The following is an 18,913-nucleotide window of genomic DNA, read 5'->3' on the forward strand; positions in this document are numbered from 1 at the left end:
GCGCGCTTCTCGATCACAACACGTTTGAGACGACCCGCCGTGGCTCCGCTCGTGCGTAGCGTCATCGATCGGCTGGAGGTACGAGAGCCGCGGCGAGCGATCACACTCGTCGTGTTCGTCGCGCTCGTGGCCCGACTCGTCGCGCTCGACGTGCGGATCGCCCACTGGGACGAGGGTCGAGTGGGGTACTGGATCCTCCACACGGCCGCCACCGGGTGGTGGGAATACCGGCCGATCATCCATGGCCCGTTCGTCCAGCACGTCACCCGGTGGACCTTCGAGATCGGCGGCGTCTCGGATTTCACGATGCGGCTGCCGGTGGCCCTGATCGGGAGCGCGCTTCCGGCGACAGCGTTGCTGTTTCGATCACGGCTTCGCGATGTCGAGACGATCGCCCTCGGTGTCGTCCTCGCGGCGAACCCACTCCTGCTCTATTACTCGCGGTTCATGCGCAGCGACGTCCCGGTCGCCGCCTTCGTGTTCGTCACGTTCGGCGCGCTGGTGGCTGCCGTTGATCTGGACCGTCGACGCTATCTTCACCTCGCCGCAATCGCGTTCGCCCTTTCGCTCACCGTCAAGGAGAACGCGATCCTCTACCCGGTCTCGTGGCTCGGAGCCGGCACGCTCCTGGCTCTCTCCCGACTCGCCGACGATCACTACGGCAATGGAGATCCGAGGAAGACACTGCAAAGATGGGCGCGTGCCATCCGCCGCCGCGCGTGGGCCTGGCGACGGAGTCTCATCGTGCTCCCCGTCGAGATCCTTGCGGTGTTCGTGTTCTTCTACGCACCACGCTCGCCGAAGACGGACGTTGGCCTCTGGAGTGCAGTGGCCGACCCGACATTGCTCCCCGGCGTCGTACGGCACGCCACACTCGGATCGATGGGGGAGATCGCGGACCTCTGGTTGTCACCGAGCATCCGTGGGCACGCGTACGGTCCGTATCTCGCGCACTTTGTGATCGTGCTCGCCGTCGCGGCCGCCGCGACCGCTGTCTTCGCGGCCCTGGCAGTTCGGTGGCAACCACGACCCATCGTGACGTTCTGTGGCTGGTGGGCGCTGTCGGGCGTCGTCGGCTATCCATACGTCGCTGACGTCAAAGCGCCGTGGCTCGCCGTCCACGTCGTGATCGCGCTGGCGATCCCCGCCGCCATCGGGCTCGTCGCCACCGTCGACCGAATCCGAAAAGCTCGCGTCGAGCGCCGCCAACTCGAAGCGATCGGTTTGGCCGCATTGCTCGTCTCTTCGGGCGGCTTCGTCATTGCCTCGGCCGGGCTAACGACCTTTCAGCAGCCGCCTCACGAACTGAACATCGTCGCACAGGGCGGACAGCCGAGTGGCGACCTCCGTCCAATAATCGAGGACATGCAGGCGGTCGCAGCCCACAATGAGGGGACAGACGTTCTCTACTACGGCAACCTCTCGATCAGGGACGAAGCTCGGGCGGATCACCCACCTGTCCCGCCACGCTGGTTCAACCGGCTGCCGTTACCGTGGTACACCGAACGGGCAAACGCCACGGTCGACAGTGTCGACACTGTCGCGGACATCGCCGCTGATCCACCACCCGTCGTGATCGCCGAGAGTGACGCACGATCGGACGTCGGTGGGGCACTCGATGGCTACGCCGTGCGCGAGGAGGCGATCCTGATCCGGCCCGGCCCGCGGACGATCAGCGTCGTCGGATTCGAGTACCATCTCGGGGGAAAATCACTGGCATTCTATATCGATCGAGAGGCCCTGTCAGCTGCGACGGCCGGTCACGAGGGTGACACTCGCTGATACGATATTCGAAATCAGACTTCGATGATCGTAACCTTTCGCCGGGTTTATTACGATGAGCGAACTCCGGATGCACAATGACAGCCGACGACCAACCGACGATCCTGTTGATCGGGAGCGGCCCGATCCAGATCGGCCAGGCCGCAGAGTTCGACTACTCCGGCGCACAGGCGTGTCGCGCGCTCCAGGAGGAAGGCGCACGCGTCGTCCTGGTCAACTCGAACCCGGCGACGATCATGACCGACCCCGAGATGGCCGACGAGGTCTATCTCGAACCGATCAATACCGAAGCCATTGCCGAGATCATCCGCAAGGAGGAACCCGACGGCGTGATCGCGGGTCTGGGCGGCCAGACCGGGCTCAACGTCACCGCGGAGCTCGCTGAAGAGGGTGTCCTCGAGGAACACGACGTCGACGTTATGGGGACGCCGCTGGATACCATCTACGCGACCGAGGACCGCGAGCAGTTCCGAAAGCGGATGGAGAAGATCGGCGAGCCGGTCCCCGCCTCGACGACGATCAAGAGCATGGACGAGGTCGAGGCGGCCGTCGAAGAAGTGGGTGGCCTCCCCGTCATCATGCGGACAACCTACACGCTCGGTGGCGCGGGATCGGGCGTCATCGGCGACATGGACGAACTCAAGGAAGCCACACGCAAGGGCCTGCGCCTCTCCCGGGACGACCGCGTGATGATCACCGAGTCCATCGACGGTTGGATCGAACTCGAGTACGAGGTGATGCGCGACGCCGATGACTCCTGTATCATCATCTGCAACATGGAGAACCTGGATCCGATGGGGATCCACACCGGGGAGTCGATGGTCGTCACTCCCTCTCAGGTCATCCCCGACGAGGGCCACCAGGAGATGCGCGACACGGCGCTGAAGGTGATCCGCGAACTCGAGATCCACGGCGGCTGTAACATCCAGTTCGCCTGGCGCGACGATGGCTCGCCCGGCGGCGAGTACCGCGTCGTCGAGGTCAACCCCCGCGTCTCTCGCTCGTCGGCACTTGCGTCAAAAGCGACGGGCTACCCGATCGCCCGCGTGACCGCGAAGGTCGCGATGGGCAAGCGCCTCCACGAGATCGAAAACGAGATCACCGGCGAGACCACCGCGGCCTTCGAACCGGCCATCGACTACGTCGTCACGAAGATCCCGCGGTGGCCGATCGACAAGTTCCGCGACGTCGACTTCGAACTCGGGCCGGCGATGAAGTCGACCGGCGAGGCGATGTCGATCGGCCGGACGTTCGAGGAGAGTCTGTTGAAGGCGCTACGCTCGACAGAATACGACCCTGCAGTCAACTGGACCGAGGTCAGCGACGACGAACTCGAATCGGAGTACCTCGTCCGCCCGTCGCCTGACCGGCCATACGCGATGTTCGAGGCCTTCGAACGCGGCTATTCGGTCGAGACGGTCTCGGAACTGACCGAGATCCGCGAGTGGTACGTCGAACGCTACAAACGGATCGCCGATGCCGCCGACGCCGCCAGTGCGGGCGAACTCGATATCGCGGCCGAGGCCGGATTCACCAACCACGAAGTCGCGACGCTCGCCAGCGGCGGTGCGTTCGACGACACGCACGCCTCCTGGTTGCCAGACCGTCTCCTCGACGAGCGTGGCGTGGTCAGCGACGACGGGGAGGCGACGCCACAGACCGACGGCGGCGGCGTCAGTGTCGCGGACGTCGAAGACGCCGCCCCCGCCCGCTCGTTCAAACAGGTCGACACCTGCGCGGGCGAGTTCGAGGCCTCGACGCCGTACTACTACTCGGCTCGCGAACCTCTCTCGGGGCTGGAGCGCAACGAAGTCCAGGTCGATCCGGAGATCGAGAGCGTCGTGGTCGTCGGCGGCGGCCCGATCCGGATCGGGCAGGGCGTCGAGTTCGACTACTGTTCGGTCCACGCCGTCCGTGCCTTAGAGGAGATCGGTATCGACGCCCACGTCGTCAACAACAACCCCGAGACGGTTTCGACAGACTACGACACGTCCGACGGCCTGTTCTTCGAGCCGATCACCGCCGAAGAGGTCGCCGACGTGGTCGAGGAGACCGGGGCCGACGGCGTGATGGTCCAGTTCGGCGGTCAGACGTCGGTCGACATCGGCCATCCACTGGAGGCCGAACTCGACCGCCGCGGACTCGACTGTGAGGTCATGGGGACCTCGGTCGACGCGATGGACCTCGCGGAGGATCGCGACCGGTTCAACCGTCTGATGGACGATCTGGGCATCGCCCAGGCGGAGGGTGGGACGGCGACCAGCGAAGCCGAGGCGCTCGAACTCGCGCGTGACATCGGTTACCCGGTGCTCGTCCGGCCGAGCTACGTGCTCGGTGGGCGGGCCATGGAAGTCGTCTACAACGACGACGACCTCAAGACGTACATCGAGGAGGCCGTCCGGGTGAGTCCGGACAAGCCGATCCTCGTCGACGACTTCCTCGCGGACGCCATCGAACTCGACGTCGACGCCGTGGCCGACGGCGACGATATTCTCATCGGCGGTGTCATGGAACACGTCGAGACCGCCGGTGTTCACTCAGGTGACTCGGCGTGTATGATCCCCCCACGTAGCGACGAGATCGAGAACGTCATGCCGCGGATCCGTGAGGTGACCGAACAGATCGCCGGCGCCTTAGAGACGGTCGGACTCATGAACGTCCAGCTCGCGGTCCGGGACGGTGAAGTCTACGTCCTCGAAGCGAATCCACGCTCCTCACGGACGGTTCCGTTCGTCTCGAAAGCGACGGGCGTCCCGATCGCCAAGCTGGCTGCGAAAGTAATGGCGGGTGCGAATCTCGACGAGCTCGACGTCGCCGAGCAACAGCCCGAGCAGGTCAGCGTCAAGGAAGTCGTCCTGCCGTTCGATCGCCTCCCGGGTTCGGACCCGCGTCTCGGCCCCGAGATGAAGTCCACGGGTGAAGTCATGGGTACGGCCGGGAGCTTCGGGAAGGCCTACCAGAAGGCCCAAATGGCGGTCGACAAGCCGATCCCGCTTTCGGGCACTGCCATCGTCGATCTGCCGATCGTCGGCTTCGAGGAACACTTCGAGACGCTTGATCTCGATGACTTCGACTCCCAGGCCGAGCTCGAGGCTGCACTGCGGGACGGCGAAATCGATCTCGTGATCTCCCGGAATCGTGACGTTCTCGAAGTGTGTGTCGAGGAGTCGACTACCTACTTCTCCACGATCGCAAGCGGTAAGGCGGCCCTCGAGGCTATCGAGTCGGACGACCAGCCGCTGTCGGTCCAGGACGTCGCGACCCGTCCGAAAACGACTCGGAAGTGGGGCGACAACTGACGGCCATATGGATCCCAGCGAGAAAGCACTGGAATCACTGCTTGCGGACGATGAGTCACTGGTCGAGTCCTGGACGGTCGATACGGTCACTCGCGGTTTCGAGTTCTCCCCGCCCGGACTGGGTGGCACTGAGACAGTTGGCCTGACCGATCGCCGAATCGTCTGGCTCGATGACGAACTCGAAACCGTCGACCTGGAAGACATCAGGTCAGTGGGTGTCGACTCCGTCGGTCAGTCTCTGGCATCGATGCTGCTCATTACTGGCCCTATCGCGACTGTACTCGGCGCGATTGTGACCATCGTACTCAGGCTGTTTACGTCGCTGCCGGCCCCACTCACGCTTGCCCCCCTTGGAATCGGGCTGTGTATCCTCGTCGCTGCGCTCGTCGGGTCTCGGCTGCAGGATCCCGAAGACGTCGACCGTCAGTACTACCTCGACATGAAAACCTTAGAGACAACGGTCCAGATCTACGCGACTGAATCGACCGTCGTGGAGATGACCGAACGGGTCAACACGGCACTGCAGTGAGGCTCACTGTTTGCCGATGCCCGATCGGCAACTGGCGGCGACCGGCAAACACTTGCCCCCCTCGGTCGATAGGGGGAGTATGAGCGACGTGGACTTTTCGGTCGAGAAGTACGAGAAACACAGGCATGCGGGCGAAATCCTGGCGGAAGTACGCGATGAGGCCGCCGAACGCGTCGAAGTCGGTGTGAGCCATCTCGAAATCGCCGAGTGGGCCGAAGACCGGATCCGCGAGTTAGGCGGGAAACCGGCCTTCCCGGTCAACATTAGCATCGACGAGGAAGCGGCCCACGCGACACCCAGTATCGACGACGAGGCGACCTTCGGCGAAGAACTGGTGAACCTCGACATCGGCGTGAGCATCGACGGCTGGCTCGCCGATACGGCGGTGACGGTCAACCTGTCCGGCCACGACGAACTCACCGAGGCGTCGGAAGAAGCACTCGATGCGGCCCTCGAGATCGTCGAGCCGGGCGTCGAGACCGGCGAGATCGGCCGGGTCGTCGAGGAGACCATCGACGGCTACGGCTTCAATCCGGTCGTCAACCTCACCGGCCACGGACTCGGCCAGTACGAACAGCACACCGAGCCCAACATCCCGAACCGAGCAGTCTCCCAGAGTGCGACCCTGTCGGCCGGTGATGTCGTCGCCATCGAACCGTTCGCCACCGACGGCGCAGGCAAGGTTCGGGAAGGCAGCGACGAGGAGATCTTCGCACTCGACCGGGAGGGGTCGGTTCGTAACCGCCGCGCGCGTCAGGCGCTCGAACAGATCACCGAGGAGTTCAAGACGCTGCCCTTCGCCACCCGATGGCTTGATGTCAAACGGCCGTCCATGGCACTCAAGCGGCTGAAGCGAAACGACATCGTCCACGGCTATCCTGTGCTCAAAGAGGAAGCCGGAAAATACGTCAGCCAGAAGGAACACACGATCATCGTGACCGACGACGGCTGTGAGGTCACGACCCGGAGCCGATGACATCCTCCCCGGCGTGAACAGAGCGGGACTACGTCCCGCAGGCAGTCGGGCCTTGCCCGACGACGCCGGGGTTTCCTCCGTGGGAGTCTCAGCCGGTCTACGACTCGCCGGAGGCAACATTCCCGTCACGGTGGACGGTACTCGGGTCTGTGCGCTGTTCTTTGGGACGGTGAGAGCGTGGTGACTCCGACCAGTCGTGGTCGTCCCACTCAAACCGCACGGGCCGTGCCATCGGCCTGACCGCTTCCTCTGTGTGCCGCTCTAGGAATGTTTCCGACGCTGTAAGGTCGGCGTGCCCCTCGAACCCACACGGACAGGTGAGTGTGTCCTGATGCCGTGTCGTTCGGTCTGTCGAACCACACTGCGGGCATTCCTGACTGGTCCACGCCTCTGACCGGACTTCTACCGTGATACCGTATTCTTCGGCAGTACAGACCAGTCGCTCGGTGAATTGCTTGAATGCCCAGAAGTTATGGGTCTTGGCGTTTGTCTCGACCGACCAATGCGTGTCCAGTACGTCGGTCAACCCGCCGATATACAGTGTGTCCACGCCTTCGGCGTACAGTCGTTCCAACAGGTCACGACACAACGCTTCCTGAGCGTGGTCCCGGCGACGAGTCCGTTTCTGGTACAGCCGCCGGATACGCTTGCTACTGTATCGCCCTTCATCGAGTTTCGACTGTAACCGGGCGATTTCTCGCGTCGTGTCGCGGAATCGCTGGAACAACTCGCGGCCCTCGTACAGATATTGCTTACCGGTTGTGGTGGTACAGGCGACGAGATTGTTTGCACCAATGTCCAGAGCGGCCTTTTCATCGGCCAGTGGAGTATCCCGTATCTCGTCAGAAACAGTCACGGGTTGCGAAGCCCTGAACGTGCTATCAGTCTCGTCGTACCACAGGTCTAACCGACCCTGTTTCTCGTACTCGGGCCAGTTCGGGTCGCCAGTGATTTCCAGACGGAGACGCCCAGTGTGGTCGTATCGGTCTTTCAATTCACTCCCGACCAGTATTTCGAGTCGGGAGCGATCGCCCCATTCGACGGTGTACGACGTGTTGCGGATGACGGTATGGAGTTTGCGGCCCTCGTCTTTGTTGCCCCAGAATCCCGGTGGTTCCGGGTGTTCAGTGACGGACGTATCCGACTCGTCGTGATACGCTTTCTTGTTCTCGAAGAATCCGCGCCATGCTTCGGAGTTCTTCCGTATCACCTGTTGGGCGGTGGACGCACCGAGGACGCCTTTGTATTTGCCTTCGAGTCGGCCTGTATCGGCGTCCCACACGTCTTCGTTTTCGTAGCCGCCTTCGTCGTTGTACCGCATGAGGCGTCCGTAGTTAACCTCGTTCCAGAGAGCGGCGGAAGCGTCCAACAAGTCCCGTAGCAGTCGCTCTCCATTGTCGGAAAGCGGTCGCACGGCGAACGTGTTGGTACGCTTCACGACGACAGATTATTATACTTTTAGTCTTAAAGTCTTTTCGTCATGCGACCCAACATCGACATTTCACACACGCTCGGTGGCCGAGTCAAAGACTACGCAGAAGCGAACGATTTGGACCTCTCGGAAGCCTATGCAGAGGTGTTAAAAGCAGGTCTGGAAGCGTTGGAGACTCAGGACCAGCAGTAACACGACGGTTTCCCACCGGAGCTTACGCGATTCACGCCCGCCGTGAACAGCGTGGCGTCGAAGACGCCACGGGCAGTCGGCCGTAGGCCGACGACGGCGGGACTCTCTCGCTGTTGAAAGGTAGGCCGCTTTTGCACCACGGAACGCAGTTTCCGAGCCCACGACAGCCCCTCAAGCGTCGTTCATTCGACGTTCAGTCCGATGGCCGCAGGACTGACACACAGCGACGCGATATGGCTCACGGGAATAGGCGGCGTTCGCCGACGCCTCGTTTTCTGTGTGCAGCCTGATCGAGACGCCGTGGGGCCGGTTGCGCTCACAGGACGGACAGTACTCGGTACGGGTATTTGCCGTCTGATTGGCAGTCGCCATACCGGTTGTGCGTCGGCAAGTACCTTTTAATGGGCGCGTCGTTCGCACCGTTCATCGAGTGGTGGGACAGCACTCGAAAGCACGAACCGAGACGGCCCTAGGGGGCATTTCCAGACATCTCTGTCCCGCTCCGGCATGAAAACAATCCGAAAACGGCCGATAGATATAAATATCACTTCTTCGTGAATCTGTAGTCCGTCAGAGGCGGTCGACGATAGCCGGAATCGTATCGGATGGTTCGCCAGCGGCCCCGGCCTCGGAAGCTTCTTTGGATCCCAGCGGCGACTGTGACACCATGGATCAGGTTTTCGCCCCGTGGCGTATCGAGTGGGTCGAACGCTCCGAGAAGAATCCGGACGTCGATGCGTGTATCTTCTGTGAGCTTCCGGGGTGGGACGACGACCGAACGAACCGCCTCATCGCCGAGAACGACCACGCCTACGTGCTTCTCAACAACTACCCGTACAATCCCGGTCACGCGATGGTGATCCCGCGCACACATACCGGCGCCTACGGCGATCTCGACGACGAGGAACTGCTGGCTCACGCCCACCTCAAACAACGAACGATCGACGCCATGGACGCCGCGTTCGATCCCGACGGCTACAACGTCGGCCTGAATCTCGGCGGGAGTGCGGCCGGCGGCTCGATCGACGACCACCTCCACACCCACGTCGTCCCCCGCTGGGAGGGCGACAACAACTTCATGGCTGTCGTCTCCGAGACGAAAGTCATCGTCGAAGCACTCGAGGATTCCTACGAGCGGCTGCACGATGCCTTTGCCGATCAGTCCGGGGCGATCGTCACTGATCCCGACGACGCGATCTCGTTTTCGTGATCGTCGCGTCGCCACTCACCACCCTCGATTCCCGGGCGATCACAACCCTTGATCGGTGAACCGACCTTCCTGCTCGTAGATGGCCACCAGCTCCTCGACGAACTCAGCGATCGTTTCGTCGTCCTCCAGATAGGGTTCCATCCGTTCGACCAGTTCGTCGTCGAGTTCTATCGTGCGTGACATTATGTATCGTACATTCTGTCGAGGCTTATAGATGTCGACCGTATCACTGACGGGGTTCACTCATCTCGCCGTGAAACACGAAGTCACTATAGGCATCGCTTCCCTATCCGCAGTCGATGACTCGTCGCCGGACGCTTCGACGCGTCGGTCTATTGTTGTTCGGAGCGAACCTGGCGCTGTTCGTGGCCAAAGGCGTCGTCGCCGTCGAGACCGGCAGTCTCGCCGTCCAGTCCGAAGCGATCAACAGCCTCGCCGACACCGTCTATTCGCTGGTTATTGTCGGCGGACTCTACCTGACGACGCGGCCGCCGGACTTCGAACATCCCCACGGTCACGAGCGGATCGAGCCGTTCGTCTCGCTGTTCGTGGCTGCCGGCATCTTCCTGGCCGGCGGCGCGGTGATTTACCAGTCAGGGACAGCATTGCTTGCCGGTGACATCGAGTCGTTGCGGAGCCCAGCGGCCATCGGCGTTCTCGTGGTCTCCATCGGCGCGAAACTCGCCCTCTATCGGTACTGTCTGGCCGTCGGACGAACGTGGCAATCGCCGGCGCTGGTCGCGACCGCCCTGGATAACCGCAACGACGTGCTGACCGCCGGTGCCGCCCTGGCTGGCGTCATCGGTGCAGCCGTCGGGGCACCGATCCTCGATCCACTTGCCGCTCTCGTGGTGGCCATTGGCATTCTGCACACCGGCGTCGAAGTCGTCCGGGACAACGTCAACTACCTCGTCGGTGCGGCCCCGCCGGACGAACTCCGGAAAGAGATCCTTCGGACCGCTCTGGACCATCCCGACGTCAAGGGTGCACACGACGTAATCGCCCACTATGTCGGCCCTGAAATCGACGTGAGTCTGCACGTCGAAGTCGAGGGCCATCGAACGCTCCGGGAAGCCCACGACATCGAGTCGGCCGTCGTCCAGTCGGTCGAGGAACTTCAACAGGTCGACGACGCGTTCGTCCACGTCGATCCGAAGGAACTCGGCGAGTGGAAAACCGACGAGGCAGTCGATCAGTTGGTCGAGACGACTGAGGAGACCACCGACAGAGCCGACGACGGGCGATAGTGGCGACGGACCAGCCGATTTTTAGGTGCCGGGGGAATGGTGGATGTATGGACGAGGCGATCGAGTTCGGTACTGACGGCTGGCGCGCAGAACTTTCCGAGTTTACGTCACCCCGCGTTTCCATGGTCGCACAGGGGATCGCCGATTATCTCAGGGAGGAAGCCGATCACGCCGGCGGCACGGTCGCTGTCGGCTACGACGCCCGCGATACCTCGCCCGGGTTCGCGGCGGACGTCACGGAAGTCCTGACTACCAACGGGTTCGACGTCACGCTGTCAGAGCGTGACTGTCCGACCCCCGTAGTGGCCTGGACCATTCAAGACCGGAATCTCGCCGGTGCAGTCATGATCACCGCCTCACACAACCCACCGCGGTACAACGGCATCAAGTTCATCCCGGACGACGGTGCGCCCGCGCTCCCGGAAGTCACCGAGGCGATCGAATCGCGGCTCCGTGAGCCCGAGGCACTCCCGGCTGACGAACACGGCGTCTACCGGGAAGACGACTTCGTGACGCCGTATTTCGAGGACGTCCTCGTCATGATGGACGCCCACCTGACCGGGATCGATGTCGTCTACGACGGCATGCACGGGAGCGGGCGCGGCGTGACCGACGAGTTGCTGGAGATGGCCAAAGCGGACGTCCATCGAATCCGGTGTGACTACAATCCGACGTTCGGCGGTTCCTCACCCGAACCGTCAGCCGAGAACCTCGAAGCGCTCGTCGAAACAGTCGAGGAACGCGACGCCGACATCGGGATCGCCAACGACGGCGACGCGGATCGCCTCGCCGTCGTGACCCCCGAGCGCGGCTTCCTGAACGAGAACCTGTTTTTCGCCGCGCTGTACGACTATCTGCTCGAATACAACGACGGGCCGGCAATTCGATCGGTTTCGACGACCTTCCTGATCGACCGGATCGCCGACGCCCACGGCGAGGATGTCTACGAGACGCCGGTCGGATTCAAGTGGGTCGCCCAGGCGATGGCCGAACACGACGCGCTGATCGGCGGCGAAGAGAGCGGCGGGTTTTCGATTCGCGACCACGTCCGCGAGAAGGACGGCGTGTTGATGGCGCTGCTCGCGGCCGTAATGACGGCCGAACGGCCGATCGACGATCGGATCGACGACATTCTCGAAACCCACGGCGAGGTCCACCAGGATCGTCGGAGTATCGAGTGCCCTGATGACCGGAAGGAACCCGTCGTCGACGAACTCGAATCACAGTTACCGGACACCGTCGCCGGTGTTGCCGTCGAACGCGTCAACGACGCCGATGGGTTCAAGATCCTGCTTGCGGACGGCTCCTGGCTGCTGGTCCGTCCGAGCGGGACGGAGCCGAAACTCCGCGTCTACGCGGAGGCCGACAGTCCGGACCGGATCGACACGCTGCTGGATGCTGGCGTCGACCTGGTCGAACCGCTGGTCTGAGACGGTCGAGTTACGTCGCTTATTCCGGTTCGATTTCGAGATGCTGACAATGTTTTGCCTCGGCATCGTAGCAGTCCGGACACTCGGGGCGACGCTCGACGTATCGGGTTAACCGGGCGGCGACGTCATCGCTGAGCGCGTGTTCGAGACGGCACGCCTCGTCGTGAAAGCCGTCGGTCACGTCCAGCCCCTCGACGAGGAATCGCTCGATGAGGCAGTGCTTGGCGAGCAGATCTCTGGCCTGTTCGGTCCCCCGCTCCGTGAGTTCAGCACCCCTGCGCTTCTGGTATTCGAGAAGATCCTGTTCCTGCAGCCGCGAGAGCATCTGCGTGACGCTGGGCGGCGAGACGCCGAGTCGATCCGCGATCGCGCCGGTTCGCGCCGCCTCGCCGTCCCGCGAGAGGAGGTATATCTCCTTGAGATACATCTCCACGCTCTCGCTCGTGGCGGACTCGCTGTGATGGCTCACAATTGTTCCCGCTACACGACGAATGGAGAAATACTCACCGCTCCCCACAACTGTGTCGCTGGACCGTTTCTTCGAAAGCGTTCCCGTAGGGTCATTCCCGGCCCGTATATTACTATAGGGCATTTTCATGAATAGGAAATATTAAGCCTCGTCATTTCTTACCCCGGGGTAATGACACAGGTGGTAGCGACTACGACCGGACTGTATCCCCTGCCGGACTGGGCGAAAGACGAGTTGGCCAACTTGAAAGGCCACCAACGGAGCGACCTGATCGACGGGTCGGAAGGCGAAGCAATCGTTTCGACCTACGAGGCGGCACGCGAAGACGTGATCGAGGCCCAGCAATCTGCAGGGCTAGACCGGATCGTCGAGGGCCAGCTCCGGTGGGACGACATGCTCGCGCACCCGCTTTCGGTTCACGATGCCGTCGAGACCCGCGGGATCGTCCGCTATTACGACAACAACAACTTCTATCGCGAGCCGGTCGTCGAGGACGAACTCACGTTCGACGGCGACATCGGCGCGGAACTCGACGCCGCGGCCGCGTTCGTCGACGATGGGCTGCAGGCGGTTCTCCCCGGCCCGTACTCCCTCGCCGACCTCGCGACTGACGAGTTTTACGGCGACGAGGCCGCCTTCCTCGACGCGATCGGGGACTTCCTCGCCGAGGAGGCCGGTGCGTTCCCCGAGGTCGAGACGCTGTTCCTGCTGGAGCCGTCGCTCGTGACCGAGCCGCCGGCCGATGGCGGTGAACACGCCAGCGAAGCCATCGATACCGTCGCAAGCGCGATCGATGCCGACGTCGTCGTCCAGACGTACTGGGGCGCACTCGAGGAGAAAGTCTACGCCTACCTCCTCGACGCCGACATCGACGCCGTCGGTCACGACCTCGTCACCGACCACGAGGGGGCGATCACAAACGTCAACGAGTACGGGACGACCGACGACGTTGCGCTGGGGCTGGTCGACGGCCAGAACACGCTCGTCGAGACGCCCGCGGAGATCCGCGAACGTATCGAGTGGTTCCTTGCGGAGACAACCAACGACTTCGAGACGGTGTATGCCACGCCGAACACCGAGTTGCTGTATCTGCCCGACAACAAGTTCGAGGCCAAACTCGACGCACTGGCCGCAGCCACAACGGAGGCGATCGACCAATGAGCGACACACGCGAACAGTTCCGACCGGACGACCACGACAACGACCACTTCCTGCTGACGACCGTCGTCGGCTCCTACCCGAAACCGGAATGGCACGATCGCGCCCGGGAACTGTTCGAGGCCGAAGACACCGGCTTCGACGAGGACGACTGGGAAGAATCCAAAGACGATGCCTCCCGCGTCATCACCCACGAGCACGAACGCGCGGGCATCGACGTCGTCACCGACGGCGAGATGCGGCGCAACGAGATGGTCGAGTACTTCGCCCACCGGATCGACGGCTACGAGTTCAACGGCCGCGTGAAGGTCTGGGGCCACAATTACTTCGATAAGCCAAGCGTCGTCGAACCGGTCGAGTACGACCAGCAATGGCTCGTCGAGGAGTTCAAGTTCACCGACGAGGTCGCCGACGTGCCGGTGAAGGTTCCGATCACCGGGCCCTACACGCTGGCGTCCTGGAGTTTCAACGAGGCCTACGACTCGGAGGCCGAACTCGCCTACGACCTCGCGGACCTCGTCAACGAAGAGATCGAGGCCTTGGTCGAGGCCGGCGCGCGATACATCCAGATCGACGAACCCGCGCTGGCAACGACACCCGACGATCACGCGATCGTGGGAGAGGCGCTTGAACACATCGTTGAAGACGTGCCCGATGAGGTCCGCCTCGGACTGCACGTCTGTTACGGTGATTACTCGCGGATCTACCCCGAGATCCTGGAGTTCCCCGTCGAGGAGTTCGACCTCGAACTCGCCAACGGCGACTTCGAGCAGATCGGCGTGTTCAAAGAACACGAGTTCACCAAGGACTTCGCACTGGGGGTCGTCGACGTTCACGACACCGAGGTCGAATCCGTCGCCGAGATCAAGGAAAACATCAAGAAAGGACTAGAAGTCGTCCCGCCCGAGCGACTGACCGTCTCGCCGGACTGCGGCGTGAAACTTCTGCCCCGTGAGGTGGCCTACGAGAAGATGGCCAACCTCACGACCGCCGCCCGCGAGATCGAAGCCGAACTCGACGCTGGTGAAATCGACGTCCCGGCTTGCGAATGATCCCGCCGCAGTGAGTGCCGACTCGAGAACGGCCGTCCGATTGCGAACCCGATGCAGTTATTTCGCCGACCCACAGATTGAACAAGTGTCGGAGAAAACCATCATCTGTAATATATGGTCGAACAGGAGGTGAACGGCGCTACGCACACCTGGCCATATCGACCGCGGAATGTCGGTGGCACACTGCTCGCCGCTGTCCCCGTCGTGCATGTCGCGGCTCGGGCCGGCGTGGAGCCACCGGTGATCGGATTCGGGATGCTTGCCGTTGGCGGTCTTCTCGTGGTGATTTCACGGTTCGAACGAACGCTTCGGCCGTTTGCCGTCGGGATACTTCTCACCGGAATGAGCGTGTTTCTCCAGGCAAGCTTGGACGGTGCCGGTGTCGAGCGGGCAACGATCTTTCTGGGACTGTTCGGGGTCGTTCTCGTGGTCAGCGAAACGAGTCCGGTTCGTCACATCAGCCGCCGTATCAATGAACGGATCGACCCGTACGTCGAGGCTGCGGGAACTCGGCTCGGCCGCTGGCTCGCACCTCTCCTGTCCAGACTGAGTTAGGACGGGAACGGGGGACCGGATCATTCCGCTTCGACCGTCTCGATCGCCCGCTTGCCGATCTCGATCACGTCACTCGGGAGTCGGTCGCTCGCCGCGTCGAGGTCGGCCGGCGAGAACCACTCCCAGGCGTCGGCTGGCGCTTCGCCATCCCCGGGCCCAATATTTCGGCTGTCGGCTTCGCCATAGAAAATGAAGTCGACGTGCTGGTGGCCGACCTCGCCGTCGTGGACGTTGATGTCCTCAAGCAGGAAATGCTGGGGCTGGGGGATACTCTCGACCGTTGATGAGGTAATGTCCTCCTGTGGTGCGAGGAGGTCGACGTCGAGTCCGAGCTCTTCCCGGGTTTCCCGCTTCGCCGCAACGTGGGGGAGTTCGTCGCGATCGATGTGCCCGCCGGGCGGGAGCCACATGTCCAATTTCTCGTGGTCGTGTAGTGCCGTCTCGCCGTCGTGAACGACGTAGACGGTCGCGACGAAATGACGCGTTGTCTCCATGGACGCCTTCGAGAACGGGCCGGAGTTGAACCTGCCGAAACGCGTGAGTTGCGAAAATGTGACTGCGTAGCTGACGGTCCTCAGGCCGTCCGGATGTCCTGTTTGGCTTCCAGCAGTTCGTGATACCGGTTGCGGATCGTGACCTCGGAGATGTTCGCGACCTCGCTGACCTCGTTTTGCGTTACCTTCTCGTTTGCCAGCAACGAGGCCGCGTAGATCGCAGCCGCGGCGAGGCCGACCGGACTTTTCCCGGAATGGACTCCCTCCTGCTTTGCGTTCTCCAGGAGATCACGGGCGTGTCGCTCGGCTTCCTCCGTGAGTTCGAGATCCGAGGCGAACCGCGGGACGTAACTCGTCGGGTCCGCGGGCTTGACTTCCAGTTTCAGTTCGCGGACGACGTATCGATACGTCCGGGCGACTTCGTCTTTCTCCACTCGCGAGACGTTGTCGATTTCGTCGAGGCTACGCGGGTTGCCGGCCTGGCGGGCGGCCGCATAGAGCGATGCGGTGGCGACGCCCTCGATGGAGCGTCCGGGGAGGAGGTTCTCGTCCAGCGCACGGCGATAGATCACACTTGCCGTCTCGCGAACGTTCTCGGGGAGACCAAGCGCGCTTGCCATGCGGTCGATCTCGCCGAGGGCCTGCTTGAGATTGCGCTCTTTGGAATCGCGGGTTCGGAAGCGCTCGTTCCAGGTGCGCAACCGCTGCATTTTCTCGCGCTGGCGCGAGGACAGGGAGTTGCCGTAGGCATCCTTGTCCTGCCAGCCGATGTTCGTCGAGAGTCCCTTGTCGTGCATCATGTTCGTCGTCGGTGCACCGACACGGGACTTCTGGTCCTTCTCGGCGGCGTCGAACGCCCGCCACTCGGGGCCGGGATCGATCTCGTCCTCCTCGACGACGAGGCCACACTCACCACACACCGTCTCGCCGCGCTCGGAATCCGTTACCAGGCCGCCACCGCACTCCGGACAGACGTCCGTCTTTGTTTCCTCGTCGGTGGTACTCTCGCGCTGATTCGCTCTCTCGTGGCTTCTGAGGGTCGTATCTGACATTGGTCGATTACGTGACGGGCACAGAGCCCGGAGAACACTGTCACTCAAATCCGTCTTTTTTCTCTGAGACCTTAAATTCTTTGGTCGACCAAAACCTTGCCTTTGCGGAGAGACAAACGCTGCCCGGGGTTTCGAAACCCTTAGTGGGAATCCCGCATTCACCTCAGCCATGAGTGAATCGGCCGTCGATCCCGATGAGGTCGAACACGTCGCTGACCTCGCGCGGGTGAATCTGGATCCCGAAGAGCGCGAGCGCTTCACCGAGCAGTTCGCCGATATCCTGTCGTCTTTCGAGACGCTCGACGAGGTTCCCGAGGTCGAACCTGCGTCGGAGTTGACCAACGTCATGCGCCCCGACGAGGTCGAAACGAGTCTCGACCAGGACGAAGCACTGGAGAACGCCCCGGACCGCGAGGATGGGTTCTTCAAAGGGCCACGCGTCTCATGAGCTACAACGCCTACATCACTGAAGAGACGATCGAGGGCGATGGCGACGGCCCGCTCGCGGGTCGAACTGTCGCTGTCAAGGACAACATCTCGACGGATGGCGTTCGGACGACCGCCGGCTCGGCAATGCTCGCCGAGTACGTCCCGCCGTACGACGCCACCGTGGTCGAGCGCCTGACGGACGCCGGGGCGACGATCCCCGGCAAGACCAACATGGACGAGTTCGGGATGGGGACGACCACGGAGACCTCCGCGTTCGGGCCGACCGAGAACCCCGCCGCCAAAGGCCACGTCCCCGGTGGATCATCCGGAGGATCCGCGGCTGCCGTCGCCGCCGGCGAGGCCGATCTCGCACTCGGTAGCGACACGGGCGGTTCGGTCCGGTGTCCGGCCGCCTTCACGGGCACAGTTGGGATCAAACCGACCTACGGACTGGTCTCGCGATACGGCTTGATCGCCTACGCCAACTCCTTAGAGCAGATCGGCCCGATCGCCCCTTCCGTCGAGGAGGCGGCCGAACTGCTCGAAGTCATCGCCGCTCCCGACGAGAACGATGCGACGACGCGGGCCGCTCACGAGGAAATCGGTGGCGAAAACCCCGATGACATGCGCGAGTATTCCTTTGCCGACGCAGCAGACGGCGACGTCGACGGGCTTGAGATCGGGGTTCCCACGGAACTGCTCGACGGAGCCGACGAGGACGTCGTCGAGACGTTCTGGGACGCCATCGACGAGCTGGAATCGCAAGGCGCGAGTTACCACGAGGTCGACCTGCCGTCGGTCGAACACGCCGTCGAGGCCTACTACGTCATCGCGATGAGCGAGGCGTCCTCGAACCTCGCGCGCTTCGACGGCGTCCGGTACGGCCCGACGCCCGACTACGAGGGCAACTGGAACGAGGAGTACGCGAAGGTTCGCGAGGAGGGCTTCGGCGAGGAGGTCAAGCGGCGGATCCTGCTGGGGACCTACGCGCTCTCCGCGGGCTATCACGACAAGTACTACAAGAAAGCCCAGGACGCCCGCGCGTGGGTCAAACAAGACTTCGATTCGGCACTCGAAGACGCCGACGTCCTCGCGTCGCCGACGATGCCCGTCCCGCCGATGGAACGCGGCGAGAGCCTGGACGATCCGCTCACGATGTACCTCGCCGACGCTAACACGACGCCGGTCAACCTCGCGAACCTGCCCGCCATTTCGGTGCCAGCGGGCGAGACGAGCGACGGGCTTCCGGTGGGACTGCAGTTGATCGGTCCCGCGTTCGGCGAGCGCGCGATCATTCGGGCCGGCAGTGCGCTGGCGTAGTCAAGGAATCGCGATTGATTCGGCGGGTCATCGATCTTTCTCAGAACGAGTTTGTTATAACACACAAATTCTATACTATAGTCTTTCGAACTGATGATCAGTTTGGATGTCTGGCCAACGTACTACCTCACGTCGAAAGGCCCTGCGAGGAATCGGTGCAACATTCCTATCCAGCGGCGTCGCAGGCTGTGTTTTCAGTGACGGCACCACTCGTGGGTTGGAACCGCTGATCATTCGCAATACAAAAGAAACGCCGATCAACGTGACTGTGACATTTCTCGACTGTG

The 18,913-nt window shown here is 62.6% G+C and carries 18 protein-coding genes; 12 read left to right on the forward strand and 6 right to left on the reverse strand.

Translation table 11 applies throughout. The features are described from left to right. Positions 1–51: 51 nt before the first annotated feature. From HUTA_RS00340 to map, 4 genes are all read left to right on the forward strand, one after another. Positions 52–1,782, forward strand: coding sequence for a flippase activity-associated protein Agl23 (locus HUTA_RS00340; RefSeq protein ID WP_049941119.1), 1,731 nt, complete (start codon positions 52–54; stop codon positions 1,780–1,782). A 77-nt stretch (positions 1,783–1,859) separates the two neighbouring features. Next, positions 1,860–5,081 carry a carbamoyl-phosphate synthase large subunit gene (carB, locus tag HUTA_RS00345; protein WP_012795135.1) on the forward strand — a complete coding sequence of 1,074 codons (3,222 nt, stop codon included), beginning with the start codon at positions 1,860–1,862 and terminating at the stop codon, positions 5,079–5,081. A gap of 7 nt (positions 5,082–5,088) precedes the next feature. Next, the gene (locus tag HUTA_RS00350) at positions 5,089–5,610 is read left to right on the forward strand and encodes a hypothetical protein (RefSeq protein ID WP_012795136.1); all 522 of its coding nucleotides are present in this window, start codon (positions 5,089–5,091) and stop codon (positions 5,608–5,610) included. Positions 5,611–5,689: 79 nt separating this feature from the next. Next, entirely contained in the window at positions 5,690–6,586 is an 897-nt protein-coding gene (gene map, locus HUTA_RS00355) for a type II methionyl aminopeptidase (RefSeq protein ID WP_049941383.1), read from the forward strand. 97 nt (positions 6,587–6,683) lie between these two features. On the opposite strand, the gene HUTA_RS00360 is transcribed toward map, so the two are convergent. Together HUTA_RS00360 and HUTA_RS16135 are read right to left on the reverse strand one after the other, a co-directional pair. Further along, on the reverse strand, positions 6,684–8,024 hold the full coding sequence (locus HUTA_RS00360; protein WP_012795138.1) for an IS200/IS605 family transposase: 1,341 nt from the start codon (positions 8,022–8,024) through the stop codon (positions 6,684–6,686). A gap of 357 nt (positions 8,025–8,381) precedes the next feature. After that, complete coding sequence (locus tag HUTA_RS16135) at positions 8,382–8,582, reverse strand: DUF7835 family putative zinc beta-ribbon protein (protein ID WP_079891660.1); 201 nt, start codon at positions 8,580–8,582, stop codon at positions 8,382–8,384. Between the two features lie 295 nt (positions 8,583–8,877). Between HUTA_RS16135 and HUTA_RS00365 the strand changes: the two genes are divergently transcribed. Then, positions 8,878–9,420 (forward strand): HIT family protein, encoded by a 543-nt coding sequence (locus HUTA_RS00365; RefSeq protein WP_012795140.1) that lies wholly within the window; start codon positions 8,878–8,880, stop codon positions 9,418–9,420. 39 nt (positions 9,421–9,459) lie between these two features. Here HUTA_RS00365 and HUTA_RS15440 read toward each other — a convergent pair whose 3' ends face one another. Continuing rightward, complete coding sequence (locus HUTA_RS15440) at positions 9,460–9,603, reverse strand: DUF7557 family protein (protein WP_012795141.1); 144 nt, start codon at positions 9,601–9,603, stop codon at positions 9,460–9,462. A 116-nt stretch (positions 9,604–9,719) separates the two neighbouring features. On the opposite strand from HUTA_RS15440, the gene HUTA_RS00370 reads away from it, so the two are divergent. Continuing rightward, the gene (locus HUTA_RS00370) at positions 9,720–10,667 is read left to right on the forward strand and encodes a cation diffusion facilitator family transporter (protein ID WP_012795142.1); all 948 of its coding nucleotides are present in this window, start codon (positions 9,720–9,722) and stop codon (positions 10,665–10,667) included. A 47-nt stretch (positions 10,668–10,714) separates the two neighbouring features. Continuing rightward, the gene (locus HUTA_RS00375) at positions 10,715–12,097 is read left to right on the forward strand and encodes a phosphoglucomutase/phosphomannomutase family protein (protein WP_012795143.1); all 1,383 of its coding nucleotides are present in this window, start codon (positions 10,715–10,717) and stop codon (positions 12,095–12,097) included. A 19-nt stretch (positions 12,098–12,116) separates the two neighbouring features. Here the strand turns inward: HUTA_RS00375 and HUTA_RS00380 are convergent, their stop codons facing one another. Beyond that, positions 12,117–12,566: a metal-dependent transcriptional regulator gene (locus HUTA_RS00380; protein WP_012795144.1), complete on the reverse strand. Its 450-nt coding sequence runs from the start codon at positions 12,564–12,566 to the stop codon at positions 12,117–12,119. A 171-nt stretch (positions 12,567–12,737) separates the two neighbouring features. On the opposite strand from HUTA_RS00380, the gene HUTA_RS00385 reads away from it, so the two are divergent. The 3 genes from HUTA_RS00385 (at position 12,738) to HUTA_RS00395 (ending at position 15,331) form a co-directional block, all read left to right on the forward strand. Next, on the forward strand, positions 12,738–13,727 hold the full coding sequence (locus tag HUTA_RS00385; protein WP_012795145.1) for a hypothetical protein: 990 nt from the start codon (positions 12,738–12,740) through the stop codon (positions 13,725–13,727). Beyond that, on the forward strand, positions 13,724–14,776 hold the full coding sequence (locus HUTA_RS00390) for a methionine synthase (RefSeq protein ID WP_012795146.1): 1,053 nt from the start codon (positions 13,724–13,726) through the stop codon (positions 14,774–14,776). Before HUTA_RS00385 ends, HUTA_RS00390 begins: the two co-directional genes overlap by 4 nt. A gap of 114 nt (positions 14,777–14,890) precedes the next feature. After that, entirely contained in the window at positions 14,891–15,331 is a 441-nt protein-coding gene (locus tag HUTA_RS00395) for a hypothetical protein (RefSeq protein ID WP_012795147.1), read from the forward strand. A gap of 20 nt (positions 15,332–15,351) precedes the next feature. Here HUTA_RS00395 and HUTA_RS00400 read toward each other — a convergent pair whose 3' ends face one another. After that, complete coding sequence (locus HUTA_RS00400; RefSeq protein ID WP_012795148.1) at positions 15,352–15,825, reverse strand: NUDIX hydrolase; 474 nt, start codon at positions 15,823–15,825, stop codon at positions 15,352–15,354. Positions 15,826–15,905: 80 nt separating this feature from the next. Beyond that, a complete protein-coding gene (locus tag HUTA_RS00405; RefSeq protein ID WP_012795149.1) occupies positions 15,906–16,877 on the reverse strand; it encodes a transcription initiation factor IIB in 972 nt (323 codons plus the stop codon). A gap of 169 nt (positions 16,878–17,046) precedes the next feature. On the opposite strand from HUTA_RS00405, the gene gatC reads away from it, so the two are divergent. Both gatC and gatA read left to right on the forward strand, forming a co-directional pair. Further along, a complete protein-coding gene (gene gatC / locus HUTA_RS00410) occupies positions 17,047–17,325 on the forward strand; it encodes an Asp-tRNA(Asn)/Glu-tRNA(Gln) amidotransferase subunit GatC (RefSeq protein WP_012795150.1) in 279 nt (92 codons plus the stop codon). Further along, positions 17,322–18,626, forward strand: a complete 1,305-nt coding sequence (gatA, locus tag HUTA_RS00415; RefSeq protein ID WP_012795151.1) for an Asp-tRNA(Asn)/Glu-tRNA(Gln) amidotransferase subunit GatA — start codon at positions 17,322–17,324, stop codon at positions 18,624–18,626. The genes gatC and gatA overlap by 4 nt, the downstream gene beginning before the upstream one ends. Positions 18,627–18,913: the final 287 nt, after the last annotated feature.

The sequence above is a fragment of the Halorhabdus utahensis DSM 12940 genome, from assembly GCF_000023945.1.
Lineage (GTDB): Archaea > Halobacteriota > Halobacteria > Halobacteriales > Haloarculaceae > Halorhabdus > Halorhabdus utahensis.